This window comes from Streptomyces sp. NPDC051913 (genome assembly GCF_044593635.1).
Classification (GTDB): Bacteria; Actinomycetota; Actinomycetes; order Streptomycetales; family Streptomycetaceae; genus Streptomyces.
In genome coordinates this window covers 841,606-865,110 of sequence record NZ_JBIUCI010000001.1, presented here as the reverse complement: position 1 = coordinate 865,110, position 23,505 = coordinate 841,606, and the positions used below count along the sequence as shown (strand labels likewise).

23 protein-coding genes are annotated in these 23,505 nt (G+C 72.9%); 18 read left to right on the top strand and 5 right to left on the bottom strand.

Annotated elements, in window-relative coordinates:
- Window positions 1–111 precede the first annotated feature (111 nt).
- From ACIHIX_RS03970 to ACIHIX_RS03945, 6 genes are all read left to right on the top strand, one after another.
- Window positions 112–483, top strand: a complete 372-nt coding sequence (locus ACIHIX_RS03970) for a holo-ACP synthase (RefSeq protein ID WP_399949398.1) — start codon at window positions 112–114, stop codon at window positions 481–483.
- Window positions 484–503: 20 nt separating this feature from the next.
- Window positions 504–1,937: an NAD(P)H-hydrate dehydratase gene (locus ACIHIX_RS03965; protein ID WP_399949396.1), complete on the top strand. Its 1,434-nt coding sequence runs from the start codon at window positions 504–506 to the stop codon at window positions 1,935–1,937.
- Window positions 1,938–2,033: 96 nt separating this feature from the next.
- Entirely contained in the window at window positions 2,034–3,194 is a 1,161-nt protein-coding gene (alr, locus tag ACIHIX_RS03960; protein WP_399949394.1) for an alanine racemase, read from the top strand.
- Between the two features lie 84 nt (window positions 3,195–3,278).
- Entirely contained in the window at window positions 3,279–4,511 is a 1,233-nt protein-coding gene (locus tag ACIHIX_RS03955) for an alpha/beta fold hydrolase (RefSeq protein WP_399949392.1), read from the top strand.
- Window positions 4,483–4,989 carry a tRNA (adenosine(37)-N6)-threonylcarbamoyltransferase complex ATPase subunit type 1 TsaE gene (gene tsaE / locus ACIHIX_RS03950; protein WP_329335759.1) on the top strand — a complete coding sequence of 169 codons (507 nt, stop codon included), beginning with the start codon at window positions 4,483–4,485 and terminating at the stop codon, window positions 4,987–4,989. The genes ACIHIX_RS03955 and tsaE overlap by 29 nt, the downstream gene beginning before the upstream one ends.
- Before the next feature lie 147 nt (window positions 4,990–5,136).
- A complete protein-coding gene (locus tag ACIHIX_RS03945) occupies window positions 5,137–5,298 on the top strand; it encodes a hypothetical protein (RefSeq protein WP_399949390.1) in 162 nt (53 codons plus the stop codon).
- Between the two features lie 183 nt (window positions 5,299–5,481).
- On the opposite strand, the gene ACIHIX_RS03940 is transcribed toward ACIHIX_RS03945, so the two are convergent.
- Window positions 5,482–6,036, bottom strand: coding sequence for a hypothetical protein (locus ACIHIX_RS03940; RefSeq protein ID WP_399949389.1), 555 nt, complete (start codon window positions 6,034–6,036; stop codon window positions 5,482–5,484).
- A gap of 108 nt (window positions 6,037–6,144) precedes the next feature.
- Here ACIHIX_RS03940 and tsaB point away from each other — a divergent pair, with 108 nt between their 5' ends.
- From tsaB to ACIHIX_RS03920, 4 genes are read left to right on the top strand one after another with little or no spacing between them, the layout of a single operon-like run.
- Entirely contained in the window at window positions 6,145–6,798 is a 654-nt protein-coding gene (gene tsaB, locus ACIHIX_RS03935) for a tRNA (adenosine(37)-N6)-threonylcarbamoyltransferase complex dimerization subunit type 1 TsaB (RefSeq protein WP_399949387.1), read from the top strand.
- A 17-nt stretch (window positions 6,799–6,815) separates the two neighbouring features.
- A complete protein-coding gene (gene rimI / locus ACIHIX_RS03930) occupies window positions 6,816–7,283 on the top strand; it encodes a ribosomal protein S18-alanine N-acetyltransferase (RefSeq protein ID WP_399950064.1) in 468 nt (155 codons plus the stop codon).
- Window positions 7,276–8,361: a tRNA (adenosine(37)-N6)-threonylcarbamoyltransferase complex transferase subunit TsaD gene (tsaD, locus tag ACIHIX_RS03925; protein ID WP_399949385.1), complete on the top strand. Its 1,086-nt coding sequence runs from the start codon at window positions 7,276–7,278 to the stop codon at window positions 8,359–8,361. Before rimI ends, tsaD begins: the two co-directional genes overlap by 8 nt.
- On the top strand, window positions 8,358–8,612 hold the full coding sequence (locus ACIHIX_RS03920) for a hypothetical protein (RefSeq protein WP_399949383.1): 255 nt from the start codon (window positions 8,358–8,360) through the stop codon (window positions 8,610–8,612). Before tsaD ends, ACIHIX_RS03920 begins: the two co-directional genes overlap by 4 nt.
- Here the strand turns inward: ACIHIX_RS03920 and ACIHIX_RS03915 are convergent.
- The 3 genes from ACIHIX_RS03915 to ACIHIX_RS03905 all read right to left on the bottom strand — a co-directional run bounded on the left by ACIHIX_RS03915 (window position 8,609) and on the right by ACIHIX_RS03905 (window position 13,420).
- Window positions 8,609–9,589, bottom strand: a complete 981-nt coding sequence (locus ACIHIX_RS03915) for a hypothetical protein (protein WP_399949381.1) — start codon at window positions 9,587–9,589, stop codon at window positions 8,609–8,611. The two genes, ACIHIX_RS03920 and ACIHIX_RS03915, sit on opposite strands and share 4 nt — an antisense overlap.
- The gene (locus ACIHIX_RS03910) at window positions 9,586–11,028 is read right to left on the bottom strand and encodes a hypothetical protein (protein ID WP_399949379.1); all 1,443 of its coding nucleotides are present in this window, start codon (window positions 11,026–11,028) and stop codon (window positions 9,586–9,588) included. Before ACIHIX_RS03910 ends, ACIHIX_RS03915 begins: the two co-directional genes overlap by 4 nt.
- Before the next feature lie 76 nt (window positions 11,029–11,104).
- Window positions 11,105–13,420, bottom strand: coding sequence for a glycoside hydrolase family 3 N-terminal domain-containing protein (locus ACIHIX_RS03905; protein WP_399949377.1), 2,316 nt, complete (start codon window positions 13,418–13,420; stop codon window positions 11,105–11,107).
- Window positions 13,421–13,567: 147 nt separating this feature from the next.
- On the opposite strand from ACIHIX_RS03905, the gene ACIHIX_RS03900 reads away from it, so the two are divergent.
- The 6 genes from ACIHIX_RS03900 to ACIHIX_RS03875 all read left to right on the top strand — a co-directional run bounded on the left by ACIHIX_RS03900 (window position 13,568) and on the right by ACIHIX_RS03875 (window position 20,471).
- Complete coding sequence (locus ACIHIX_RS03900; protein ID WP_194081552.1) at window positions 13,568–14,620, top strand: LacI family DNA-binding transcriptional regulator; 1,053 nt, start codon at window positions 13,568–13,570, stop codon at window positions 14,618–14,620.
- Window positions 14,621–14,736: 116 nt separating this feature from the next.
- Window positions 14,737–16,092 (top strand): endo-1,4-beta-xylanase, encoded by a 1,356-nt coding sequence (locus ACIHIX_RS03895; RefSeq protein ID WP_399949375.1) that lies wholly within the window; start codon window positions 14,737–14,739, stop codon window positions 16,090–16,092.
- A 73-nt stretch (window positions 16,093–16,165) separates the two neighbouring features.
- Window positions 16,166–17,212 carry an LCP family protein gene (locus ACIHIX_RS03890; protein WP_399949373.1) on the top strand — a complete coding sequence of 349 codons (1,047 nt, stop codon included), beginning with the start codon at window positions 16,166–16,168 and terminating at the stop codon, window positions 17,210–17,212.
- Window positions 17,213–17,280: 68 nt separating this feature from the next.
- Entirely contained in the window at window positions 17,281–18,660 is a 1,380-nt protein-coding gene (locus tag ACIHIX_RS03885; protein ID WP_399949371.1) for an FG-GAP-like repeat-containing protein, read from the top strand.
- A gap of 128 nt (window positions 18,661–18,788) precedes the next feature.
- Window positions 18,789–19,145 carry a YciI family protein gene (locus ACIHIX_RS03880; RefSeq protein WP_399949369.1) on the top strand — a complete coding sequence of 119 codons (357 nt, stop codon included), beginning with the start codon at window positions 18,789–18,791 and terminating at the stop codon, window positions 19,143–19,145.
- Between the two features lie 45 nt (window positions 19,146–19,190).
- The gene (locus tag ACIHIX_RS03875) at window positions 19,191–20,471 is read left to right on the top strand and encodes an RNA polymerase sigma factor (protein ID WP_399949367.1); all 1,281 of its coding nucleotides are present in this window, start codon (window positions 19,191–19,193) and stop codon (window positions 20,469–20,471) included.
- Here the strand turns inward: ACIHIX_RS03875 and ACIHIX_RS03870 are convergent.
- Entirely contained in the window at window positions 20,459–21,703 is a 1,245-nt protein-coding gene (locus tag ACIHIX_RS03870; protein WP_399949365.1) for a methyltransferase domain-containing protein, read from the bottom strand. The two genes, ACIHIX_RS03875 and ACIHIX_RS03870, sit on opposite strands and share 13 nt — an antisense overlap.
- 66 nt (window positions 21,704–21,769) lie before the next feature.
- Between ACIHIX_RS03870 and ACIHIX_RS03865 the strand changes: the two genes are divergently transcribed.
- The gene (locus ACIHIX_RS03865; protein WP_399949363.1) at window positions 21,770–22,657 is read left to right on the top strand and encodes a polysaccharide deacetylase family protein; all 888 of its coding nucleotides are present in this window, start codon (window positions 21,770–21,772) and stop codon (window positions 22,655–22,657) included.
- 5 nt (window positions 22,658–22,662) lie between these two features.
- On the top strand, window positions 22,663–23,367 hold the full coding sequence (locus ACIHIX_RS03860; protein WP_399950061.1) for a polysaccharide deacetylase family protein: 705 nt from the start codon (window positions 22,663–22,665) through the stop codon (window positions 23,365–23,367).
- Window positions 23,368–23,505: the final 138 nt, after the last annotated feature.

The following is a 23,505-nucleotide window of genomic DNA, read 5'->3' as shown; positions in this document are numbered from 1 at the left end:
ATCCCAACTCGGCGCGGACACACGGGAATCGGACCTGGTGCATCACTTCGTGTGTAACGCGGCCGGGGTGGTGGGGCCCACCTCGGACGGGGCGTTCCGTAGAGTGCGCGGGTGAGCATCATCGGGGTCGGTATCGACGTGGCGGAGATTGACCGGTTCGCGGTGTCGCTGGAGCGCACGCCCGGGATGGCCCAGCGGCTGTTCCTGGAGAGCGAGTTGTTCCTGCCGAGCGGGGAACGGCGGGGTGTGGCCTCCCTCGCCGCCCGGTTCGCCGCGAAGGAGGCGCTGGCCAAGGCGCTGGGGGCGCCCGCCGGGCTGCTGTGGACCGATGCCGAGGTGTACGTCGAGGACAGTGGGCAGCCCCGGCTGCGCGTCTCCGGGAGTGTCGCCGCCCGGGCCGCCGAACTCGGCGTGCAGTCCTGGCATGTGTCGCTCAGTCACGATGCGGGTGTCGCCTCGGCGGTTGTGGTGGCGGAGGGGTAGCAGCGGGGAGACTCCTCTCCATGCGTACTGCTTACAGCGTGGAGACGGTCAGGGCCGCCGAGCGGGAACTCATGGCACGGCTGCCGGAGGGCACGCTCATGCAGCGGGCCGCCGCCGGGCTGGCCGCCGCCTGCGCCGACCTGCTGGGCCGGGTGTACGGGCGGCGGGTCGTGCTGCTCGTCGGCAGCGGCGACAACGGGGGCGACGCGCTCCACGCCGGCGCCCGGCTCGCCCGCCGGGGGGCCGGGGTCGCCGCCGTGCTGCTCACGCCGGAGCGCGCCCATGCCGCAGGGCTGGCCGCGCTGCGGCGGGCCGGAGGAACGGTCGTCGCAGCAGGGTCCGCCGAAGACGCGCTCCTGCGGGCCGACCTCGTCCTCGACGGCATCGTCGGTATCGGCGGGAAGGGCGGACTGCGGCCCGACGCGGCCGCGCTGACCGCCGTACTGGAGCGGGCCCGGGCCGCCGTGGTGGCCGTGGACCTGCCGAGCGGGGTCGACGCGGACACCGGCGAGGTGCACGGCGGTGCGGTGCGGGCCGACCTCACCGTCACCTTCGGGGCGCACAAGCCGGGGCTGCTGATCGATCCCGCGCGGGAGTACGCCGGGTCGGTACGGCTGGTCGACATCGGGCTTGAGCTGCCGCCCGGCGCCGAGCTGGAGGCCCTGCACCACGCCGACGTCGCGGCGCTGCTGCCCACGCCCACCGGCGAGAGCGACAAGTACCGGCGCGGTGTCGTCGGGATCGCCGCCGGGTCGGCCCGTTACCCCGGGGCGGCGGTGCTGGCCGTCGCCGGGGCGCTGCGCGGCGGTGCCGGAGCCGTGCGGTACGTCGGGCCCGCCGGGGACGCGGTGATCGCCCGCTTCCCCGAGACGCTCGTCTCCGCGGGGGGACCGCGGCGGGCGGGGCGGGTGCAGGCCTGGGTCGTGGGGCCGGGGGCCGGGGACGACGCCTTGGCCGTGGAGGAGGTGCTCTCGGCCGACGTGCCGGTACTGATCGACGCGGACGGACTGCGGCTGGCCGCGCGGGACGCCGTACGTCGGCGGAGCGCGCCCACCCTCATGACGCCGCACGCGGGAGAGGCCGCCGCGCTGCTCGGGGTGGAGCGCGGGCAGGTCGAGGGGGCCCGGCTGGCCTCGGCGCGGGAGCTCGCGGCGCGGTACTCCGCGACCGTGCTGCTCAAGGGGTCGACGACGCTCGTCGCCGATGCCGTCGGCGGTGCCGTGCGCGTGAACCCGACCGGGACGGCCTGGCTGGCCACCGCGGGCAGCGGGGACGTGCTGTCAGGGCTCGCCGGGTCGCTGCTGGCGGCCGGGCTCGGGGCGCTGGACGCCGGGAGCGTGGCGGCGTATCTGCACGGGCTGGCCGGGCGGTACGCGGCGGACGGCGCCCCGGCCGGGGCGCATGACGTGGCCGAGACGATTCCGGAGGCGTGGCGCGATGTCCGCGCCGGGTGACCGTCGACCGGACGGGCCGGGTCGACGGGCGGGACGGCGACCCGGAGCGCGGGCGTACGACGGGGGCGCGCGGCCCTCTGAGAGACTGGGGGCGTCATGAGTGAGACTGTTGCCCGGTCGGGCGTGGCCCTGCGTGCGCGGGCCGAGATTGATCTGGCCGCCCTGCGGGCGAACGTGCGGACCCTGCGCGCCCTCGCGCCCGGCGCGGCCCTGATGGCCGTGGTCAAGTCCGACGCGTACGGCCACGGCGCGGTGCCCTGTGCCCGCGCGGCCGTGGAGGCGGGCGCCGACTGGCTGGGGACGGCCACGCCCGAAGAGGCCCTCGCCCTGCGTGCCGCCGGGATCGACGGGGTGCGGATCATGTGCTGGCTGTGGACCCCGGGCGGGCCCTGGCGGGAAGCCGTCGAGGCCGATCTCGACGTGTCCGTGAGCGGGATGTGGGCACTGCGGGAGGTCGTCGACGCCGCTCGTGCGGCGGGAAGGACCGCGCGCGTGCAGCTCAAGGGCGACACCGGCCTCGGACGCAACGGATGCCAGCCCGGCGCCGACTGGGCCGAGCTGGTGGGCCACGCTGTGCGAGCCGAGGCCGAGGGCGTCGTCCGGATCACCGGGCTCTGGTCCCACTTCGCCTGCGCCGACGAACCCGGGCACCCCTCCATCGCCGCCCAGCTCACCGTGTTCCGCGAGATGCTCGCGTACGCCGAACAGGCCGGCGTGCGCCCCGAGGTCCGGCACATCGCCAACTCGCCCGCCACCCTGACCCTCCCCGAGGCCCACTTCGACCTGGTGCGCACCGGTGTCGCCGTCTACGGCATCTCGCCCAGCCCCGAGCTCGGCAGCTCGGCCGACCTGGGGCTGCGGCCGGTGATGACGCTGAGCGCGGCCGTCGCGCTGGTGAAGCGGGTGCCGGGTGGGCACGGGGTCAGTTACGGGCATCACTACGTCACCCCGGGCGAGACCACCCTCGGACTGATCCCGGTCGGGTACGCGGACGGCGTTCCGCGGCACGCCTCCGGCACCGGGCCCGTGCTGGTCGGCGGCAAGTGGCGGACCGTGGCCGGTCGGGTGGCCATGGACCAGTTCGTCGTCGATCTGGGGGGCGACGAGCCCGCCGTCGGAAGCGAGGCCGTACTCTTCGGGCCCGGCGACCGCGGCGAGCCCACCGCCGAGGACTGGGCGCAGGCGGCGGGGACCATCGCGTACGAGATCGTCACCCGGATCGGAACGCGCGTTCCCCGCGTCTATGTGAATGCGTGAGTTCTTTACGTGAACGAGGGATCAGCTGGGTAACCGGCCCAGCAGCGACCAGCAGTCCAGCAGCCCGGCGAAGAGGAGCGGTACGTGAGCGAGAGCAGTGCGGAGGCCGCCCTTGCCGTCGCCTCCGCCACGGGGGCGGCCGTCGGCAACTGGCGCCGGGCGACCGGGATCGCCGGTGCCGCGATAGGGGTGGTCGCCGCGGGTGCCGCGGCCGGTGTCGCCCTGGAGCGGATGACCGTCGGACGCGGGATGCGCAAGAAGGCGCGGCTCGCACTGGACTCGGCCGGGCCGTACGGCTCGCTGCGCGGAATGCCGGGGAAGGCGTACGCCGACGACGGCACGGAGCTGTACTACGAGGTCGACGAGGTGGAGCCGGAGGGCGGGTCCGCGCCGCGTCGGCGCCGCCTCTTCGGGCGGAAGGCGCCGCTGCCCGTCACCGTCGTCTTCAGCCACGGGTACTGCCTGAGCCAGGACTCCTGGCACTTCCAGCGGGCCGCGCTGCGCGGGGTCGTCCGGACCGTGCACTGGGACCAGCGCAGCCATGGGCGGTCCGGGCGCGGGGTGCGGCAGGTGCAGGACGGCGTGCCGGTCGACATCGACCAGCTCGGGCGTGATCTGAAGGCCGTCGTCGACGCCGCCGCGCCCGAGGGGCCGCTCGTGTTCGTCGGGCACTCGATGGGCGGGATGACGGTCATGGCGCTCGCCGACCAGTATCCGGAGCTCATCCGGGAGCGGGTCGTCGCCGTGGCTCTGGTGGGTACGTCGTCGGGGCGGCTCGGCGAGGTCAACTTCGGGTTGCCCGTCGCGGGTGTGAATGCCGTACGACGCGTGCTGCCGGGGCTGCTGAAGGCGCTGGGGCAGCGGGCCGAGCTGGTGGAGAAGGGGCGGCAGGCCACCGCCGACCTCTTCGCCGGGATCATCAAGCGGTACTCGTTCGCGTCGCGGGACGTCGATCCCGCGGTCGCCCGGTTCGCCGAGCGGATGATCGAGGCGACGCCGATCGACGTGGTCGCGGAGTTCTACCCGGCGTTCACCGACCACGACAAGACCGAGGCGCTCGCCCACTTCAGGGACCTCCCGGTGCTCGTGCTGGCCGGGATCGGGGACCTCGTCACGCCCAGCGAGCACAGTGAGGCCATCGCCGGGCTGCTGCCGGACGCCGAGCTGGTGCTGGTGCCGGACGCGGGGCATCTGGTGATGCTGGAGCACCCGGAAGTGGTCACCGACCGCCTCGCCGACCTCCTCACCCGGGCGGGGGCGGTGCCGGCAGGGGCTACGGTGGGCGGTTATGGAAGCAGTACCGCACAGCCCGGCTGAGACCGGGCTGACCGTCACCTCCCCCGAGCAGATGCGCGAGCTGGGCCTGAAGCTGGCCAAGCTGCTGCGGGCCGGTGACCTCGTGATGCTCAGCGGGGAACTCGGCGCGGGCAAGACCACGCTGACCCGGGGACTGGGAGAGGGGCTGGGCGTGCGGGGTGCCGTCACCTCCCCGACCTTCGTCATCGCCCGCGTCCACCCGTCCCTCGGCGACGGTCCGCCGCTCGTCCATGTCGACGCCTACCGGCTGGGCGGCGGGCTCGACGAGATGGAGGACCTGGACCTCGACGTCTCGCTGTCCGACTCGGTCATCGTGGTCGAGTGGGGCGAGGGCAAGGTCGAGGAGCTGACCGAGGACCGGCTCCAGGTGCAGATCCACCGTGCGGTCGGGGACACCACCGACGAGGTGCGGCACGTGACGCTGACCGGGCTGGGCGAGCGCTGGGCGACGGCCGACCTGAGCGTGCTCACCGCGTGATCCGCCGGGCAGGCCCCGATTTCGGTGAACGTTCCGACAAGACGTCGGCAAGATATTGCTTTCGACGTCTTGCGCGTGGTCACATGGTATCCAGTTCGTGGTTAGGTCTACCTAACCACGTCCGCCCCCGGTGCTCAGGAGGCGACCATGTCGGCCACGGAACGAGACGAGTCGACGCCGCGCGCGGTGTCCGCGGTACCCATGCGCGACCTGCTGGCGGCCTGCGCCGCGGCGCACGCGATCTCGACGCCACCCCGTCTGCCCGACCCCGGGACGATCGAGAGAGCACAGCACCGCGAAGCCGCCTAGGGCCTGTCCGGCGGATCATGCCGCAGACGCGGGGGCTGGCACGCCGGCCTGCGGCGTTGTCGTCGGTTGCCGACGCTCCGCGTCGCCGCCCTCCTCCGCCTTGCACTCCGACGCGCCAGCCCCCGCTCACCAGCGTCGATGAGGCGCTGCTGCTTTCCCGCGACCTGATCCGCCGGACAGGCCCTAGCGGATCACGATGACCTTCTGGCCGATCGTCGCGAAGGTCCACATCGCGGCGCCGTCCTCGCGGGACTCCCGGATGCCGCCCGTCTTCACCGCGGGGTCGGCCGGTGCCGTGGCGGGTGCGACGGCCGCGCTGAAGCCGATCGTCACGTTGCCGGCGGTGGCGAAGCGGACGACGTGCTCGATGGGGGTGCCGTCGGTGCCGGTGACCGAGTTCGAGCGGGACGTGACCCAGTAGGAACCCGGCGCCGGGTCGACCGCGCCGGGGACGACCTCGAAGGTGCGTTCCACCTTGTCGCCCGCGCCGACGAGCCAGACCCGGTCGTCGTCCACCGAGTACACGACCCGTTCACCCTTTCCGGAACCGGTCGGCAGGGCGGCGGGGTGACGGGTGTCGCGGGGCGCCTTCGCGGCGGCGATCCCCGGCGAGCTGTCCGTGTGCGGCTGCCCGAGCGTCGCGGGCACGGTCGCCGAGGCCTGGTAGGCGAGGAAGCCGACGGCGCCGAGGGCCGCCACGGTGAGTCCGGTGACGATTCCGGCGGAGTTGCTTGGCACGGACGTCCACCTCTTTGTCGTACGCAGTGATCCTTCGCGACGTTAGCAGTCACGGGGCGGCTCACCGGGGCGGCGATGTGCGCGGCGCGGGAGCCGTAGGCTGTTTGCGTGCTCTTGCTCGCTCTGGATACCGCCACCCCCGCCGTCACCGTCGCCCTGCACGACGGAACGGACGTCGTCGCCTCGTCGAGCCAGGTGGACGCCCGCCGGCACGGCGAGCTGCTGCTGCCGGCCGTCGACCGCGTGCTCGCCGAGGCCGGCCTCGCACTCGACGCCGTCACCGGCATCGTCGTAGGCATCGGACCCGGCCCCTACACCGGACTGCGTGTCGGGCTGATGACCGCCGACACCTTCGGCCTCGCGCTCGACGTCCCCGTGCACGGCGTGTGCACGCTGGACGGGCTCGCGTACGCCACCGAGGTCGAGGGCCCCTTCGTCGTGGCGACCGACGCCCGGCGCAAGGAGGTCTACTGGGCGCGTTACGACGACCGCCGCACCCGGGTCACCGACCCAGCCGTCGACCGGCCCGCCGACATCGCCGAGCAGGTCGCCGGGGTGCCCGCGGTGGGCGCCGGCGCGTTGCTCTACCCCGACACTTTCCCGGACGCGCGGGCGCCCGAGCATGTGTCGGCCGCCGCCCTGGCCGCGCTGGCCGCCGAGCGGCTCGCCGCGGGCGAGGAGCTGCCGGCGCCCCGGCCGCTGTATCTGCGTCGGCCCGACGCCCAGGTCCCCAAGAACTACAAGGTGGTCACCCCCAAGTGACAGCGGCACTGCGTGAGATGCGCTGGTGGGACATCGATCCCGTGCTGGAGCTTGAGAAGGACCTGTTTCCCGAGGACGCCTGGTCGCGGGGCATGTTCTGGTCCGAACTGGCCCATGCGCGGGGTGCCTCGGCGACCCGGCGGTACCTGGTCGCCGAGGCGGACGGGCGGCTCGTCGGGTACGCCGGGCTCGCCTCCGCCGGGGAGCTGGCCGACGTGCAGACCATCGCCGTCGCCCGCGACCACTGGGGCACCGGTCTCGGCGGTCGGCTGCTGACCGAACTGCTCCAGGCGGCCACCGCGTTCGAGTGCGCCGAAGTGATGCTGGAGTGCCGGGTCGACAACGACCGCGCGCAGAAGCTGTACGAGCGCTACGGCTTCGAACCCATCGGCTTCCGCCGCGGCTACTACCAGCCGGGCAACGTCGACGCCCTCGTGATGCGCCTGATCATCGACCCTGCGAGTGAAGAGAAGAACCATGGCTGACGAACCACTCGTCCTCGGCATCGAGACCTCCTGCGACGAGACCGGCGTCGGCATCGTCCGCGGCACCACGCTGCTCGCCGACGCCATCGCCTCCAGCGTCGACGAGCACGCCCGCTTCGGCGGTGTCGTGCCGGAGGTCGCCTCCCGCGCGCACCTGGAGGCGATGGTGCCGACGATCCAGCGCGCCCTGAAGGACGCGGGCGTCACGGCGAACGACCTCGACGGGATCTCCGTCACCGCCGGCCCGGGTCTCGCCGGCGCGCTCCTGGTCGGCGTGTCGGCGGCGAAGGCCTACGCGTACGCCCTCGGCAAGCCCCTCTACGGCGTCAACCACCTCGCCTCCCACATCTGCGTCGACCAGCTGGAGCACGGCAAGCTGCCCGAACCGACGATGGCGCTGCTCGTCTCCGGCGGGCACTCCTCGCTGCTGCTGTCGACCGACATCACCGCCGACGTACGGCCGCTCGGCGCGACCATCGACGACGCGGCCGGCGAGGCCTTCGACAAGATCGCCCGCGTGCTGAACCTCGGCTTCCCGGGCGGCCCGGTCATCGACCGGTACGCCAAGGAGGGCGACCCGGAGGCGATCGCGTTCCCGCGCGGTCTGACCGGCCCCCGCGACCCGGCGTACGACTTCTCCTTCTCCGGGCTGAAGACGGCCGTGGCCCGCTGGATCGAGGCGAAGCGGGCGGCGGGTGAGGAGGTGCCGGTGCGGGACGTGTCGGCTTCCTTCCAGGAGGCCGTGGTGGATGTACTGACCCGCAAGGCCGTACGGGCCTGCAAGGACGAGGGCGTCGACCACCTCATGATCGGCGGCGGTGTCGCGGCCAACTCGCGGCTGCGGGCGCTGGCCCAGGAGCGCTGCGAGGCGGCCGGTATCCGGCTGCGGGTGCCGCGGCCCAAGCTGTGCACGGACAACGGGGCGATGGTGGCCGCGCTCGGCGCCGAGATGGTCGCCCGCAACCGGCCCGCCTCCGACTGGGACCTGTCGGCCGACTCCTCGCTGCCGGTGACCGACCCGCATGTCCCCGGGCACGACCACGTCCACGAGGTCAGCAAGGAGAACCTGTACTCGTGACGGTCGCCTTGATGTGGGAGGCGCGGGCGGTCGAGGGCCGGGGGGAAGCGCTGCTGGCCTGGGCGCGGGGCCAGGAGCTGGCGGTGACGCCCCTGCGCCGGGAGACGTTCCGGGCGCCGCAGGACCGGGTGCTCGTCATCACGTGGTGGGACGCCGCCTACGACGCCGTACTCCCCGAACTGCCCGAGCCGGACGGGGAGTTGGTGACCCGGGCCGTGCATCGGTGGCGGTTCGAGCCCGTGCCGGGTTAGGGCTGCGGGGCGGACAGGGCCCACGCCGAGGTCGACAGGGCCGCGAAGGCCAGGGTGTGGCCGCCCACGGCGAGCAGGGTGCCGTCGGCCGTCAGGAAGCCCGCGGCGAAGCCGAGGACGGCGCCGAAGGCCGTGGCGGGCCAGGCCTGCCACCACCAGGCGTGAGCGGGCCGTACGAGGGTTCCGGCGGGGACGATGAACGAATCCCGCAGGTCGCCGCGGACGGTCCGGAGGTCGGCGAAGGTCGTGCGGGCCGGTTCCCGGTGGCGTAGGCGGCCGACCGGGACCGGACGGGTGCCGTCCGGCAGGACCGCTGCGGCGGTACGGGTGCCGTGGACCGTCACCGGGAATCGGCCGGGGTGGTCCTCCAGCGCGGGGTGCCACATCACGCGCTGCCAGTGGCGGTCGTCCAGGACGAGCCAGAGCGTGGTCGCGCTGCGCCAGGGGAAGGTCTGGACGCGCTCGCCGAGCCGCACCTCGGCCGTCATGGGGTGGCCCGGGCGGCGGGACGCGAGCCGGAAGGCCAGGCCTCGGCGGACCCAGGCGGCGCAGAAGGCGGCGGCGACGATCCCGGCGGCGACGGCGGAGCCTATGAGGTCGTCCTCGTCCAGGGGGTCGGGCCCGTGCTCGCCCACTTGGTAGGGGTGGGCGCGGGGGTTCTTCCCGGTCGGGTCGTACTCCAGGAAGACGCGCGCGTACTTGGGGTAGGGGTAGGTGTCTTCGTCAGGCACGAAGCTCTGGACGTGCGTGTGGCCCGCGTCGTCCGTCCAGCGGGCACGGACCTTGTCGCCGGGGCTGAGGGCGTCCTCCAGAACGTCGCCGACGGCGAACTCGGTGTGCTCGTTGTAGCGGTCGACGGCCCGGTCGTTGGCGTACGCGTTCCCGGCCAGCCATGCGCCGAGCAGGGCGTACCCCGCGAGCGTGACGGTCAGGCCGAAGAGGGCGACGCGCAGGGCCGGGTGTCTCGGGGCGGTCATACGGCGGCCTCCTGGTGGGCCAGGAGGGCGCGTACGGGGGCGGGGTCGCCGCTGTCCAGCGCGGCGGTGACGGTGTCGCCGACATCGAGGGTGGTGCCGTCGGGCGCGGTGAGCACGCTGGTGCGCCAGCGGCTCGCGCGGGTCCAGCCCGCGGCGCGCAGGGCCTCGGTGACGGGCGGGAGCAGGGCGTCGGCCAGTACGTCCCGGGCGAAGGCGCGGCGCACGGAGGCGGGGACCTGGCGTATGCGGGGTTCGACCCGGCGGGCGAGGCGTGGCCAGCTGCCGTCGGCGACCGCGCTCAGGGCGGCCTCCAGGGCTTCGGGTGACCGCAGCGGCGAGGATCCCGCGTCGTCGAGGAGTTCGTGGAGGCGGTCGTCCGTGAGGGCGAGGAGGCTGAGTGGACGCCGCGGTCGCGCGGCCTTTCCGCGTCTGGGGCGGCGGCGCCCGCGTGCCGTGCGGTGGGCGAGGAGCTGTTCCACGCACCAGCGGTCCAGCGCCTCGGCGGTCCGCAGCGGTATCGGCTCCTCGCCGTACGGCGTGGCGCCGGCCGGGTCCGTGTCCGGCAGTGCCGTCAGCCGGACGGCGGCGGGCGGGTGGTCGGCGGTGGAGTAGGGGTCCACGGCCTCCAGTTCGGCGGCGACACGGGTGGCTCGGCGGGCCACGTGCGGGTCGTCGGCCGCCGTGTCGAGGGCGTCGTAGAAGTCCTGTGGGTAGCTGTCGGCCCGGGCGAGGGCGGACCACCAGCGGCGGCCGAGGCCGCTGTACACCGCGTCGAGCAGGACGGTCCGTTCGAGGGCCGTCGTGGTCGCGCGGGTGCCGATGACGCGGGCGGCGTCGGCGTCCGCGTCCGTCTCCGTCCGCCAGGCCCCGGGCTGGGTGGCTCGCAGGAGCGGGGCGGCCAGTGGGGCAAGGGGGCGCAGGCGGGGCGTGAGCCAGACTCCGAGGAGGTGGCGGGAGCGCAGCAGCCAGGCGGTGCGACGGTGACCCACGTGCTGTTCGTGGGCGAGCTCGTGCGCGACCACGGCCGCCAACTGGTCGGCGGTCAGCGCCCGGAGCAGGGGGAGGCCGAGAACGAGGACGTAGGCGTGGATGCCGGAGACCTTCGCGCGCCGCAGGGAGGCGTGCACATCGGGGACGACCCGGACCAGCAGCGGTTCACGGAAGCCGAGTCGTTCGGCGACGTCCTGCACCAGCGCGGCCAGTTCCGGCTCGTCGGGGGGCCGTACCGCCCGCCCGGGGAGGCGACGCGAGGCGGCCACGGCACCGAAGACGGCGATCAGGAGGAACAGCACCGGCATCATCGCGTCCGAGTGCTCGCCCCAGGCCGAGACCGCGACGAACAACCCCACCAGTGCCGCCGCCGGTGGCAGCACGGCGAGCGTCAGCATGGCCGTGATGAGCCACCACTCCCGGGCGGTCCCGGTTCCCTGCGCGTTCATGGCATCCCCCGTCGCCCACCCTCAGAGGCGTCGGCGGATTCTGGCACAGGGAACCGGTGTTCGGCCCCCTCCGTGATCAGGCCGTTTCCTCCGCTTCCGGCTCGACCTCCGTCTCGCAGCGCAGCCGGCGGTCGGTGCCCACCTCGCGTACCGGCCCGGTGAGCGTCAGCCGGGCCGTGTGGCGGACGTCGGTGCTGGAGGCCGCCAGCCGTAGCTCCAGGGCGCCGGGTTCCACCACCCGGCGGCCGGTGCGGTCGGTGAACGCCGAGTGGTCCGCGTGGAAGCGGAAGGTCACCCGGGACGCCTCTCCCGGCGCCAACTCCAGCCGCTGGTAGCCGATCAGCCGGACGTCCGGACGGGTCACCGTCGCCACCGGGTCGTGCAGGTACAGCTGGACGACCTCGGCGCCGGCGCGGTCACCGGTGTTGCGGACGGCGACGCTCACGTCGTACGAACCGTCGGTCGTGATCTCTGCCCCGACCGCCTCCGACTCCCACGCGAACGTCGTGTACGAGCGGCCGTGCCCGAAGGGGTACAGCGGGGTCGGGTCCAGGTTGCTGACCTCGCCCGCGAGGCCCAGCGGGGGCTGGAGGTAGGTCCAGGGCTGGCCGCCCGGCTCCTGCGGGACGCTCACCGGCAGCCGCCCGGACGGGTTGACGCGGCCCGACAGCACTCCCGCGACCGCCGGGCCGCCCTCCTCCCCCGGGAAGAAGGCCTGCACGGACGCGGCCAGCCGGCCGTGCCAGCGGCCCAGCGCGTACGGCCTTCCGGTCAGCAGAACGAGGACGACGGGCACCCCGGTGGCGACCAGGGCGTCCAGCAACTCGCCCTGTACGCCGGGCAGTCGCAGATCCGTCGCGTCGCAGCCCTCGCCCGAGGTGCCCCGGCCGAACAGGCCCGCCCGGTCGCCGAGGACGGCCACGCAGACGTCCGCCTCGGCGGTCCGGGCCACCGCCTCCTCGAAGCCGCCGGTGTCCGGGGTGTCGACCCCGCAGCCCTCCGCGAACGTCACCTTGGCGTCCGGGAGTTCGCCGCGCAGGGCCTCCAGGACGGTCGGGATCTCGATGCCCATCGGGATGTCGGGGTGGTGGGTGAGGACGTGGGACGGGAAGGAGTAGCAGCCGAGCATCGCGAGCGCGTCGGCCGCCCTCGGGCCCACGACCGCGATCCGGGTGTCGGGGGAGAGGGGCAGGACGCCGTCCGGGTTGTCCAGCAGGACCACCGACCGCTCGGCGAGCCGGCGGGCCAGCGCCCGGTTCGCCGTGGAGTCGAGGTCGATACGGCCGGTGGGCTCCGGGTCCCAGTCCTCGTCCAGCAGGCCCAGTTCGCACTTCTGGAGCAGGACGCGGCGGGCCGCCCGGTCGATCAGCTCCTCGGCGATCTCGCCCGCCCGTACCGCCTCCAGGAGGGGCTTGCCGTAGCACTTCAGGGTGGGCAGCTCGACGTCGAGGCCCGCCGCGAGCGCCGCATGGGCGGCCTCCGCCTCGGTGCCGGCCACCCGGTGCTGGGTCTGAAGAAAGCCGACGCCGAAGTAGTCGGCGACGACCGTGCCGGTGAACCCCCATTGCTCCCGCAGGAGTTCGGTGAGCAGGCCCGGGTCGGCGGAGGCCGGGATGCCGTCCGTGTCGGTGTAAGCGGCCATCACCGAGCGCGCCCCGCCCTCGCGCAGCGCCAGTTCGAACGGCGGCAGCGTCACATCGGCGAACTCGCGCACACCCGCCCGGACCGGCGCCAGATTGCGGGCGCCCGCGGAGGAGGCGTACCCGGCGAAGTGCTTGAGCGTGGCGACCACGCCGGCCGACTCCAGGCCGCGGACATAGGCGGCGCCGACCGTGCCGACCAGGTACGGGTCCTCGCCGATGGTCTCCTCGACCCGTCCCCAGCGCGGGTCGCGGACGACGTCCAGGACGGGGGCGAGGCCCTGGTGGACACCGACCGCGCGCAGGTCGCGGCCGATGTGCCGGCCCATCTCCTCGACGAGCGGCGGATCGAAGGCGGCGCCCCAGGCGAGCGGGACCGGATACGCGGTCGCCTGCCAGGCGGTGAAGCCGGCCAGGCACTCCTCGTGCGCGAGCGCGGGAATGCCGAAGCGGCCGGACGCGGCGATACGGCGCTGGGCGCGGGCGAGTGCCTGCGCGCCCAGCGCCGGGTCCACGGGGGCGGTGCCGAAGGGGCGGGTGAGCTGGCCGAGCCCATGGGTGATGAGCTCGTCCCAGTCGTACTCGGCGGTCATCTCGCGTTGCAGCGGGGCGACGCCGTCCCCGTCGGTGCTGGCCCCCACCCACACGCCGTACAGCTGGGCTGTCTTCTCCTCCAGGGTCATCCGGGAGAGGAGGTCGTCGACGCGGGCGGCGGCGGTCAGGGCGGGGTCACGCCAAGGCGCGGTGGTCATGAAACTCCTGTCGGGTCGAACGACCTCTCACGAAGGGCTCTCACGAACGTCTCTCGCGAATGTTTCGATGTGTAATCCGAATGTTTTGGGAACCTAGGCCGGTGCGAAGGGTTCGTCAAGAGGTCGTGCAGGGATACGATCGCCGCCATGACACCCCCGGAGCCCGGTGAAACCAGGACAGCAGGACGCTCGACGCAGACCGCGACGCTCGCCGAGATCGCGCGTGAGGCCGGAGTCTCGGCGCCGACTGTTTCGAAGGTCCTCAACGGACGGGCCGACGTCGCCCCGGCGACCCGTACCCGAGTGGAAGAGCTGCTGCGCGCCCACGGCTATCGCCGACGACGGGCCGAGGCCAGCCGTTCCCCGCTCATCGACCTGGTCTTCCACGAACTGGAGAGCGCCTGGGCGATGGAGGTCATCCGGGGTGTGGAGAACGTGGCGCGGGACGCCGGGCTGAGCGTGGTGCTCAGCGAGAGCGCCGGCCGGCTCACCCCGGGCCGCACCTGGGCCGACCAGGTCGCCGCCCGCCGCCCGCACGGCGTCATCCTGGTCCTCTCGGGGCTCGACGAGTCCCAGCGCGCCCTGCTGACCAGCCGCTCCATCCCCTTCGTCGTCATGGACCCGGCCGGCGACCCGGGCGCCGACGTGCCGTCCATCGGCGCCACCAACTGGCAGGGCGGCCTCGCCGCCACCCGGCATCTGGTCGAACTCGGCCACACCCGGATCGGCGCCATCAGCGGCCCGTCCCGGATGATGTGCAGCCGCGCCCGTGTCGACGGCTACCGGGCCGCGCTGGAGACCGCCGGGCTGCCCGTGGACCCGGCGCTGATCAAGAACGGCGACTTCCACCACGAGGCCGGCTACCGGCTGGGCCTGGACCTGCTGCGCCGCGAGGACCGGCCCACCGCCGTCTTCGCCGGCAACGACCTCCAGGCGCTCGGGCTCTATGAGGCCGCCCGTGAGCTGGGGCTGCGCATCCCGGAGGACCTGAGCGTCGTCGGCTTCGACGATCTGCCGGTCGCGCCCTGGGTGGGGCCGCCGCTGACGACCGTACGGCAGCCGCTGACCGAGATGGCCGAGGCGGCGGCGAAGCTGGTCCTCGACCTCGCGCGCGAGGAGGGTTCGCCCGCGGCGACGCGGGTGGAGCTGGCGACGAGTCTGGTGGTGCGCAGCAGTACGGGGGCGCCTCCGGCGGTCTAGCGGGCCGCGCGGTTCAGCAGGGAAGAGGCGTTGCTGTATTGACGGGTGTGCCGCGGCACCCCACACTGCCCCGAAGCCAATCGGTTGTTCGACCGAAACTTTCGGAGGCACCCGCAATGAGATCTCTGAGAACCGGCTTATCCCTGGCGTCCCTTCTGGCGACGCTGGGCACCCTCCTGCTGACGGCGCCCGCGGCGCCCGCGGCGCACGCCGCCGACACGCCCCTGCGTGACCTCGGCACCGCCAAGGGCAAGGTCATCGGCACCGCGGTCACCGGGTCCAAGCTCACCGGGACCTACGGCGACATCGCCGGGGCGCAGTTCAGTTCGCTGACCCCCGGCAACGCCATGAAGTGGGGCTCGGTGGAGCCGACCCAGGGCAGTTTCAACTGGGCCGAGGCCGACCAGATCGTGAACTTCGCCGAGGCGCACGGCCAGCAGGTGCGCGGCCACACCCTGGTCTGGCACAGCCAGAACCCGAGCTGGCTGACCAACGGCAGCTGGACCCCGGCCCAGCTCGGCACCCTCCTCGACAACCACATCGCCACCGAGGCCGGCCGCTACAAGGGCCGTATCGCCGCGTGGGACGTGGTCAACGAGCCGTTCAACGAGGACGGCACCTACCGCTCGACCCTCTGGTACAACGGCCTCGGCTCCGGCTACATCGCCCGGGCCCTGACCGCCGCCCGTGCCGCCGACCCGGCCGCCAAGCTCTACATCAACGACTACAACGTCGAGGGCGTCAACGCGAAGAGCACGGCCCTCTACAACCTGGTCAAGTCCCTGAAGGAGCAGGGCGTCCCGATCGACGGCGTCGGTCTCCAGGCCCACCTCATCCTCGGCCAGGTGCCGTCCACGCTCCAGCAGAACATCCAGCGCTTCGCCGACCTCGGCGTGGACGTGGCGATCACCGAGCTGGACATCCGGATGGCGCTGCCGGCGGACAGTACGAAGCTCGCGCAGCAGAAGGCCGACTACAAGGCGGTGACGGCGGCCTGCGTGGCCGTGACCCGCTGCGTCAACCTCACGGTGTGGGGCTTCGCCGACTCCGACTCCTGGGTCGACAGCACCTTCCCGGGCTACGGGGCGGCGACCCCGTACGACGCCAACTACGCGCCCAAACCGGCCTACTACGGCATCGCGGAGGCGCTGGGCGGGACGACGACGCCGCCTCCGACGGGGGCGTGCTCGGCGGCGTACAGCGTGCCGAGTCAGTGGAACACCGGGTTCACCGGGAACGTGACGATCTCCTGCTCGGGTGCCTCGCTGTCGTCCTGGAAGGTGACCTGGACGTACGGCGCCGGGCAGCAGATCACGCAGGCCTGGAACGCGACCTGCACCCAGACCGGCGCGGCGGTCAGCTGCGCCAACGCCTCCTACAACGGGACCGTCCCGGACGGGGGTTCGGTGACCTTCGGGTTCAACGCCAACTGGAGCGGGAGCAACCCCGTACCCACGGTGACGCTGGGCTGAGAAAAGTGAGATTTTCCGAAGAAAGGCGGCCGGGGCAGTGCCCTCGTAATAATTCGGACTTACGTTCCTCTCCGTGAACGGAGACGACGAAGGCAGACCAGTGGGCCGGCGGCGGTCACGCGTGCTGAAAGCCGCCGGCCTCACTCTCGCGGGTGTGCTGGTGGCGGGCGCCGCCGCGGGCGGCTGGGTGTACTGGCATCTGAACAGCAACATCAAGAGCGTCGACATCGACCAGGCGCTCGGTGACGACCGCCCGGCGAAGGCCACCGTGACGCCTGCCCCTTCCGCCTCCGCGTCCGCGAGCCCGCTGCCGACCGAAGCCGTCAACATCCTGGTCCTCGGCTCCGACTCGCGCAGCGGCAAGGAGAACCAGGCCCTCGGCGGCGGCGACAGCTCCGGTGCCCGCTCCGACACGGCGATGGTCGTGCACATCGACGCGGGCCGCACCGAGGCGACGGTCGTCAGCATCCCGCGCGACACCCTCGTCACCCGCCCGTCCTGCCCCCTGGAGGACGGCGGTTCCACGGCGGTGGCGTACAACGCGATGTTCAACAGCGCCTATGCGCTGGGCGGTCCGGTGTGCGCCGTGAAGACCGTCGAGTCGATCACGAACGTCCGCATGGACCACTACATCGAGATCGACTTCTCGGGCTTCGCGAAACTGGTGAACGCGCTGGGCGGGGTCACGGTCACGACGGACGAGAACATCGACGACCCCAGCAGCCACCTGACCCTGAAGGCCGGCACCCACCACCTCGACGGCAAGCAGGCCCTCGCGCTCGCCCGCACCCGGCACGGCATAGGCGACGGCAGCGACCTCGGCCGGATCGGCCTCCAGCAGAAACTGGTGAAGGCCCTGCTGGAGCAGATCTCCTCGACGAACCTGCTCACCTCGCCCACCAGGTTCTACTCCGTCGCCGACGCGATCACCGGCAGCCTCACCACCGACACCGGCCTCGACTCGCTGACCGAGCTGATGAGTCTCGGGCAGAGCCTGAAGGGCCTGTCGGCGGACCAGGTGAGGACGGTCACCATGCCGGTCCTCCCGGCACCCTCGAACCACAACCGGGTGGTGGCGCAGGAGCCGCAGGCGAGCAAACTGTGGAAGTCGCTGAGGTGACCACAACCCCTTGACCCGGCGGCGAGTCAGGTGCGGTGACTGTGTCGCCGTAAGTGAGAGGGTCGCCCATGTTCTCCCTTCGTACACACGGCCGTTGGGCGGTCCCGCTGGCCGCGGGCCTGCTCGCGCTGGGCGCCCTGCCCGCCACCGCCGCCCCGTCCGTCCCGTCCGCCCCGGTCCGCGACGACTTCGACGGCGACGGCTATCAGGACCTCGCGGTCGGCGCCCCGGATGCCACGGTCGGCGGACAGACCGGCGCGGGCTACGTCGTCGTCCTGTACGGCGGCCCGCACGGCCTGACCAAGGACCGGCGGACGGTCATCAGCCGCGCCACCACCGGCATCCCCGGCAGCCCCGCCAAGAACGAGAGGTTCGGCATCCAGCTCTCCAAGGGGGACCTGGACGGCGACGGCCGGGCGGACCTGGTCGTCGGCCATGTCTCCGCGACGCGTTCGGCGGTGGTGGTGTGGGGCGGCCTGTCCGGCGGTACGGCGATCCCCGCGTCGACCACCCAGGCGGGTGACTTCGACGGCGACGGCAAGCTCGACCTGGCCCTCTTCAGGGGCGGCCGGGCCCAGGGCGACGACCCGCTCGGCACGACGGCCACGGTGTGGACGGGACCGCTCACCCGCACCGGCAAGCCGGCGGGTACGCGCGGGCTGGACCGGGAGGGCCTCCAGTACGTCGACGTCCGGGACGGCGCGACGGGCGACGTGAACGCCGACGGCCGCGACGAGCTCGCGCTCCAGGTGTACTGCGGAGACGGCAGTTACTGCACCCGCTTCTACGTCGGCTCGCCCACGGGTCTCGCTCCCGCTCCCGGCGGTACGTTCCCGGGCGGGGGCGGCGGCCTGGCCTTCGGCGACTTCGACGGCGACGGCCACGACGACCTGGCGGTCGGCAACGCGCCGGACTCGTCGGTGACGGTGGCGGCGGGCTCGCCCTCGGGCCTCGCACCGAGCGCGACCTGGCAGCGGTACACCCAGGACACTCCGGGAGTGCCGGGTGCGTACGAGGACGTCGACTTCTTCGGCGCCTCGGTCGCGGCCGGGGACATCAACGGCGACGGCCGCGCCGACCTGGCGGTGGGCGCGCCGGGCGAGGAACTCGGGTACGACGACGGGGCGGGCATCGTCGACGTCCTGTACGGCACGGGTACGGGCCTGACGGGGACCGGCGCTCAGGCGTTCACGCAGAACACGGCCGGGGTGCCGGGGGCGGCGGAACCGGGGGACGGGTTCGGCGGCGCGGTACGGCTCCTGGACATCAACGGGAACGGCTGCGCGGACCTGGCGGCGTCGGCCGCGAGGGAGAACTCCCGTGCGGGGGCGGTGTGGTCACTGCGGGGCCGGCCGACGGGCGTCGTGACGGACGCGGCGTTCGTGGTCGGGGGGAAGTCGGTGGGGGCGCCGTACGCGAAGGCGGCGTTCGGATCCGAGCTGAACTGAAGGCCGGTGAGAGGCGGCTGTAAAAGATCTTCAAGAAAGTTCGGCGTGTGTGTCGATCCCGGTGTCTCCCGATCGACGCATGGTTGAGAGGCCGGAAAGGACCCGGCCCCCGACCCAAGGAGCCACCGATGCCCCGCTTCCTCTCCCTCGTGCAGATCGACGAAGCCAACGCCCCCGCCGAAGGCCCCAGCCCCGAACTGATGGAACGTATGGGCGCGCTGATCGAGGAGATCACCAAGGCCGGGGTCATGCTCGACACCGCCGGTCTGACCCCGTCCTCCCAGGGCACTCGCGTGCACTGGGAGGACGGGAAGATCTCCGTCACCGACGGGCCCTTCACCGAGGCCAAGGAGGTCGTCGGCGGGTACGCGCTCATGCAGTGCAAGGACAAGGCCGAGGCCCTCGAGTGGACCAAGCGGTTCCTCCAGGTCCACGAGGAGTACTGGACCGTCACCTGTGAGGTGCGGGAGATCGTCGAGGGCTGAGTCCGTCCCTGATCCTCCTTGGCGGGCGGCGCCCGCGGGTGTTGCATGGGGGCTGTGAGCCCACAGTCACAGTCCCCCGGCGACACCGATCCGCGTCACGCCATCGAGACCGTCTTCCGTATCGAGTCCCCCCGTGTCGTCGCCGGCGTCACCCGCGTCGTCCGTGACGTCGGCATCGCCGAGGAGCTCGCCCAGGACGCTCTCGTCGCCGCCCTGGAGCAGTGGCCGCGTGACGGTGTCCCCGACAACCCGGGCGCCTGGCTCATGACCGCCGCCCGGCGTCGCGCCGTCGACCTGGTCCGGCGTCGGGAGAACTACGCCCGCAAGCTCCAGGAGATCGGCCGCGAGGTGCCGCAGACGGTCCCGTTCGACGAGCCCGCCGACCCCGACGACATCGACGACGACCTGCTCCGGCTCGTCTTCACCACCTGCCACCCGGTCCTCTCCGCCGAGGCCCGTGTCGCCCTCACCCTTCGTCTCCTCGGCGGGCTGACGACGGCCGAGATCGCCCGCGCCTTCCTCGTCCCGGAGACGACGATCGCCCAGCGGATCGTCCGCGCCAAGCGCACCCTCGCCACCAGGAACGTCGCCTTCGAGGTGCCGTACGGCCCCGAACGCGAGGCCCGGCTCGCCGATGTCCTCGATGTCATCTACCTCGTCTTCAACGAGGGGTACGCGGCCACCGCCGGTGACGACTGGCTGCGGCCGGGGCTGTGCGAGGACGCGCTGCGGCTGGCCCGGGTGCTGGCCGGGCTGATGCCCAAGGAGCCCGAGGTGCACGGTCTCGCGGCGCTCCTGGAGTTCCAGTCGTCCCGTTCCGCCGCCCGTACCGGGCCCGACGGCGAGCCCGTACTCCTCAGGGACCAGAACCGGCGCCGCTGGAACCGCATGCTCATCGCCCGCGGGGTCACGGCCCTGACGCGCGCCGACGCCACCGCGGGCGGCGCGCCCGGCCCGTACGTCCTCCAGGCCACCATCGCCGCCTGCCACGCGCACGCCTACACCTACGAGGAGACCGACTGGGCCACCATCGCCACCCTGTACGGCCTGCTCACCGCCCGCGCCCCGTCCCCGGTCGTGGAACTCAACCGCGCGGTCGCGGTGTCGATGGCGGAGGGGCCGGAAGCGGCCCTGGAGATCGTCGACACCCTGGCCCCGCACCTGCTCGACTACCACCTGCTGCCCAGCGTCCGCGGTGACCTGCTGCACCGCCTCGGGCGTACGACGGAGGCGGCGGCCGAGTTCGAACGTGCCGCCGCCCTCGCCCGCAACGAACGCGAGCGGGAGCTGCTGCTGTCCCGCGCGCGGGAGGCTCAGGCGGGCTGACCGAGCAGCATGGTGGGGGCGCCGGCGACGCGCGTGAGGAAGACGGTCACCGCGGCCTTGCCGTGCGGTTTCGGCAGGGCCTTCTTGCGCAGTTCCTCCGGCTCCACCGCCGACCCCCGCTTCTTCACGGTCAGGATCCCGACCCCCCGCTCCCGCAGCAGCGCCTTCAACTTCTTCACGTTGAAGGGGAGTTGGTCGGTGATCTCGTACGCGGTGGCGTACGGGGTCGCGTGCAGTTCGTCGGCGGTGATGTACGCGATCGTCTCGTCGATCAGCCCGCCGTCCAGGTCCTCGGCCACCTGGGCGACCAGGTGGGCGCGGATGACGGCGCCGTCGGGCTCGTACAGGTAGCGGCCGACGGGGCGGACTTCTGGGTTCGGCAGCAGGGTGGCCGGTGAGGCCCAGAGGCCGGCCTCCGAGGGCAGCAGGACCGCCCGGCGTGCCCCCGGTGTCCGGCCCTGGCCGAACCACAGCACGGCCTCCTTCACGTCCCCGCGGTCCGAGATCCACTCGGCCTCGGCCTCGGCGGGGATCGCCTCGTGCGGGATGCCGGGCGCGATCTTCAGCACGCCGAGCGGTGCCTTGAGCGCGGCGGACACGGCCCAGGACAGGGGCGGGGAGTAGGCCTCGGGATCGAAGATGCGGCCGCGCTTCGACGAGCGCCGCGCCGGGTCCACGAACACCGCGTCGTACGGGGCCGTGTCGATGTCCGTGACGTCCGCCTCGCGCACCTCGATCAGGTCGGCGAGCCCCAGCGCCTCGGCGTTCGCCCGGGCCACGGCGGCGGTGAACGGGTCCCGGTCCACCGCCAGGACCCTGATGCCGGCCCGCGCCAGCGCGATCGCGTCGCCGCCGATGCCGCAGCACAGGTCGGCGACGGACCGTACGCCCAGCGCCTGGAAGCACTCGGCGCGGTACGTCGCCACACTCGTCCGCGTCGACTGCTCCACGCCGTTCGGGGTGAAGAACATCCGTGCCGCGTCCTCGTCCCCGAACTTCGCCACCGCCCGCTGCCGCAGCCGTGCCTGGCCGAGCGCCGCCGAGACCAGGTCCGCGGGGTGGTCGCGGCGCAGCCGGGTGGCGACGGCGAGTTCGTCCGCGGGGGCGGTGCCGCGCACCTCGTCGAGGAGGGCACGGCCGACGGGGGTGAGGAGGGGGGCGAGGTCGTTCACCGCCTCATTGTGGGCCAGTCGGTGGACCGTACGCCTCCGGCGGCGGTGTCGGCCCGGCATCAGGGCGGTGACCTGCGAGGATCCGGCGCCATGGGATCAGTAGTACAAAATGACAAAAGTCGGACCATGCGGGGTTCGACGGGTCTTCGGGGTGCACTCGCCGTCCTGGCCCTCGCCGCCGTCGCCTCCGGCTGTGGCGCGCAGGGTGAGAGCGCCAAGGTCCGTCCGGCGCCCGGCCAGCAGCCCCTGAAGGCGCCCCCGGCCCGTGCCCTCGACGCGTACGCCGGCAAGTTGCGCGCACAGGCGAGGATCGCGAAGCGCTGGGGACTGGCCCGGGCTCCGCTGACGCCGCCCGCCCCGCCCGCGAAGAAGCCGCACATCACCACCCGCAAGGGCTTCGAGGTCGACGGTCACGAGGAGCGGGGGCTGCCGCCCGTCTTCACCACGATCCCCACCGAAGAGAAGATCGTCTTCCTCACCATCGACGACGGCGCCGAGAAGGACCCGGCGTTCCTGCGGATGACGAGCGAGCTGAAGATCCCGTACACCGCCTTCCTCAGCAACTTCCTGATCAAGGAGGACTACGGGTACTTCAAGCGCATGCAGGACCGGGGCGTCGGTCTCAACAACCACACCCTCCACCACCCCTACCTGCCCGGTCTTTCCTACGGCCGCCAGAAGCGCGAGATCTGCGGCATGCAGGACGTCATCGAGAAGCACTACGGCAAGCGGCCCCAGCTCTTCCGGCCGCCCTTCGGCAACTACAACCAGGACACCCTGGTCGCGGCCAAGTCCTGCGGGGTGAAGTACGCGCCGATCTGGAACGAGGAGGTCTTCGTCGACCACTGGGAGTACCGCGAGTGGGACCGGAGGATCCACCCGGGCGACATCGTGCTGAGTCACTTCCGCGGCCGGGGGGAGTGGAAGGGCACGATGCCGGACATGATCCGACGCTTCCTCGACAAGGTCACGGCCGAGGGGTACGCGGTGGCGCGGCTGGAGGACTACCTGTGAAGGCCTTGACGGCCGCTCTGGCGCTCGCCCTGCTCCTGACCGGCTGCGCCCAGTCCGTCGACCCGATCGAACGGCTCGGCAAGAAGGCCGTGACGTACGGGGCGAAGGGGGTGCGGTCCGGGCCCGCGGCCGTTCCCGTCGTCCGGCGGGTCGCCACCTCCGAGAAGGTCGTCTTCCTGACGTACGACGACGGTGCCGAGCGGGACCCGCGCTTCGTCGAACTGGTCCGTCGACGGCGGCTGCCCGTCAGCATGTTCCTCACCGACAGCGTGGTCGGCCCGGGCTACGGCCACTTCGCGCGCCTCCAGTCGGTGGGCGCGTCGATCCAGAACCACACCCTCGACCACACCGCCCTGCGCGGCCTGCCCTACGCCGGCCAGCGCGCCGAGATCTGCGGCCAGCAGGACAAACTCGGCGCCCGCTTCGGCCTCCGACCCCGTCTCTTCCGCCCGCCCTACGGGACGTACGACAGCACGACCCTGCGCGCGGCCACGGACTGCGGCGTCGGGGCGGTCGTCCTGTGGCGGGCGGCGATGGAGGGGGACCGCCTGACCTACGCGTCCGGCACCCACCGCCTGCTCCCCGGCGACATCGTCTCCCTGCCGTCGACGGAGACGACCGGTCCGACACTGGCCGAGCGGACGACACGGCTGCTGCGGGAGATCGAGGGGGCGGGGTTGAGGGTAGGGCGGCTGGAGGACTACGTCTGAGGGGCGGGGCGGTGGCCCGACAAAGGGACGCGATTAGCAGTCCGCTTGACCGAGTGCTAATCGCGGTCATAGTCTCGGGTCTGGCACTCCCCCCTGGAGAGTGCCAATAGCGACGGGCAGGTCCGGCACCCGCGACGA

Coding starts and splice junctions, on each gene's coding strand:
- ACIHIX_RS03910 (WP_399949379.1), bottom strand. CDS start 11,028: ATGAACGCGCAGGGAACCGGGACCGCCCGGGAGTGGTGGCTCATCACG.
- ACIHIX_RS03945 (WP_399949390.1), top strand. CDS start 5,137: ATGTCGGCCACGGAACGAGACGAGTCGACGCCGCGCGCGGTGTCCGCG.
- ACIHIX_RS03895 (WP_399949375.1), top strand. CDS start 14,737: ATGAGATCTCTGAGAACCGGCTTATCCCTGGCGTCCCTTCTGGCGACG.
- ACIHIX_RS03915 (WP_399949381.1), bottom strand. CDS start 9,589: ATGACCGCCCCGAGACACCCGGCCCTGCGCGTCGCCCTCTTCGGCCTG.
- ACIHIX_RS03905 (WP_399949377.1), bottom strand. CDS start 13,420: ATGACCACCGCGCCTTGGCGTGACCCCGCCCTGACCGCCGCCGCCCGC.
- tsaD (WP_399949385.1), top strand. CDS start 7,276: ATGGCTGACGAACCACTCGTCCTCGGCATCGAGACCTCCTGCGACGAG.
- ACIHIX_RS03875 (WP_399949367.1), top strand. CDS start 19,191: ATGGGGGCTGTGAGCCCACAGTCACAGTCCCCCGGCGACACCGATCCG.
- rimI (WP_399950064.1), top strand. CDS start 6,816: ATGCGCTGGTGGGACATCGATCCCGTGCTGGAGCTTGAGAAGGACCTG.
- ACIHIX_RS03885 (WP_399949371.1), top strand. CDS start 17,281: ATGTTCTCCCTTCGTACACACGGCCGTTGGGCGGTCCCGCTGGCCGCG.
- ACIHIX_RS03865 (WP_399949363.1), top strand. CDS start 21,770: ATGCGGGGTTCGACGGGTCTTCGGGGTGCACTCGCCGTCCTGGCCCTC.
- ACIHIX_RS03965 (WP_399949396.1), top strand. CDS start 504: ATGCGTACTGCTTACAGCGTGGAGACGGTCAGGGCCGCCGAGCGGGAA.
- ACIHIX_RS03900 (WP_194081552.1), top strand. CDS start 13,568: ATGACACCCCCGGAGCCCGGTGAAACCAGGACAGCAGGACGCTCGACG.
- ACIHIX_RS03880 (WP_399949369.1), top strand. CDS start 18,789: ATGCCCCGCTTCCTCTCCCTCGTGCAGATCGACGAAGCCAACGCCCCC.
- ACIHIX_RS03870 (WP_399949365.1), bottom strand. CDS start 21,703: ATGCCGGGCCGACACCGCCGCCGGAGGCGTACGGTCCACCGACTGGCC.
- tsaE (WP_329335759.1), top strand. CDS start 4,483: ATGGAAGCAGTACCGCACAGCCCGGCTGAGACCGGGCTGACCGTCACC.
- alr (WP_399949394.1), top strand. CDS start 2,034: ATGAGTGAGACTGTTGCCCGGTCGGGCGTGGCCCTGCGTGCGCGGGCC.